Raw genomic sequence first — 1,987 nt, 5'->3', positions numbered from 1 at the left:
TGGCAGATCTTTGTTCCTGCATGTAATCGTAAAAGCACATTACCGACATTGCTGATCTCCAGAACCTGTTGGTTACTTATTCCCGGCTGCATAAATGATGCGGAAATATGAACCATCAATCCTAAACGGGCAAAACGACTGCGACCTTCCAGCCAACCGCAGATGTTAGGAGCAAGAATGACTTTCTCTTTGGTTATTCCCAGCAATGTTTCCTGCGGTTTAATAATAATGGAATCGGTTTCGATCAATTCAGTTATTTTTTTATAATCAGCATTATCGTTCACATCATGTATTTCCTGGAATTGTTTGTAGATCCTGAATTTATTATCGAGAGTCAGATCGACGGAAGCTGGTCCAATTGTTTCCGGATCAAAAGGTTCGATGATTATGTTCTTGTTTTTGATCTCTTTTATAATCTCATTTCTTGTTAGGATAGACATATCAAATCCTCTTTAATTTCTAATTAATCTACTTGTTCCCAAATTTTATTTGGGAATATAATTGAAGGAGAAATTATATTTCGATAATTTTTTCTCTTTTTCAATAATAAAATCAAAGTAAAACTTTTCTTCAATTTCATTCCCAAAAGGAATTTGGGAATGAGTAAAATCCTTTTATTTCTTCATCGATCCTGATTTCCAACCATTGCGAAGGTCAACAAGAAAGAAATTCTCTGTCGGAAACCATTTGCAAGGTCTTCAATCGTCAATTGAAAATCATCAATCGACAATCCGGAGAATTCTATAATCGAAGGTTTTCCTGTCAATAACAATCTTTTTAAGGAATTCAAATAATTTTCCATTCTTGATAATTTGCAGGAATTCTTCACTATTTATCATCTCGATTAATTTCGATTCCAGATGTTTATGTGTCAGATTTCTTCTCAGATTAAAAAATGTTTTTTCATCAATCAACCATTTCGTATAAAAATCCAGGCTTTTCCTTAAGCGTTTAATATCAACATTACGATTTTCATAAAGTTCACATAAATGATTCATCAGAATAAGAATTTCATCGTATAAGGGAAGTTTGTTTTTATAAATAAAATGCGGTTGAAATGCCGGTATGTTTTTCTCCAATATTTTCCTGTTTATGAGATGATAAAATTTATTTCTATAAGAACATAACGGCATTCCGGATTGCAGATTCTTGTAATAAAGATTTTCATATTTGGAAACAAGTTCAGGAAAATATTTGACGATGATCTTCAGATAAGTTTCCTTCTGCTTTCCCGGACGAAGCGTTAGGGATGCAGGCATAATGAAATCCACATCTATTTCTTTCATTATTTTTAGGAAATCGGTGATATGTTTTTCCGAATCATTAATAAAAGGAAGAAAAGGCATAGCAGCGACTCCAATTGGAATTCCTGCTGATTTGAAAATCTTTAAAGTCTTGATTCTTTCCTGAACAGAACTTGCTCCAGGTTCAAAAATATTTCGCAGTTCATCATCGATAAATGTTAGAGACATCATCAAAACAAAACCATTTTTCTGATGAACTTTTTTCCAGATATCCAGGTCTCGTAAGATCAGGGATGATTTGGTCAGAACAGTTACAGCAAAATTTGATTCGGAGAGTATTTCAGCGCATCTTCTCATTATTAATTCATCTTTTTCTACAGGTTGATAAGCATCGCTGATCCCTGAACCGATAAAAATAACACCTTTTTCTCTTAGTTTAGAAAGTTCTTTTTCCAGGATTTCAGGCAAGTTTTTGCGAATGACAATATCCTTCTCATAATCTCCTTCAACATAATATTTTTCTGCCCGACCATCGCAATATTTACATCCATGTTCACAAGCCATATACGGAGAAAAGGAATATTTACTGACGAAATAATGATCTGCGAGTTTGTGTTTGCGGATTGCGGTTTTAATTTGTTTATAATGTTTATTAATAATTTTCATAGTTACAAACTTGCCAAATTTTAGAAATTTGGCAAGTTTAAAAAACAAAGAGACAGTTCATTCCATCCCCCTGAGAT

The 1,987-nt window shown here is 33.3% G+C and carries 2 protein-coding genes; both read right to left on the bottom strand.

Features of this window, described 5'->3' with window-relative positions; translation table 11 throughout:
- On the bottom strand, positions 1–440 hold a 440-nt coding region (gene dcd / locus ENL20_06505), incomplete at its 3' end, for a dCTP deaminase (protein ID HHE38206.1).
- Between the two features lie 279 nt (positions 441–719).
- Entirely contained in the window at positions 720–1,910 is a 1,191-nt protein-coding gene (locus ENL20_06500; protein HHE38205.1) for a radical SAM protein, read from the bottom strand.
- Positions 1,911–1,987 lie beyond the last annotated feature (77 nt).

This window comes from Candidatus Cloacimonadota bacterium (genome assembly GCA_011372345.1).
Taxonomy (GTDB): domain Bacteria; phylum Cloacimonadota; class Cloacimonadia; order Cloacimonadales; family TCS61; genus DRTC01.
Note: the sequence above shows the minus strand (reverse complement) of the source record. Positions and strands in the feature narration are given on the sequence as shown.

Excerpts from the sequence above, each read along its gene's own strand:
- ENL20_06500 (HHE38205.1), bottom strand. The coding sequence starts at position 1,910 with ATGAAAATTATTAATAAACATTATAAACAAATTAAAACCGCAATCCGC.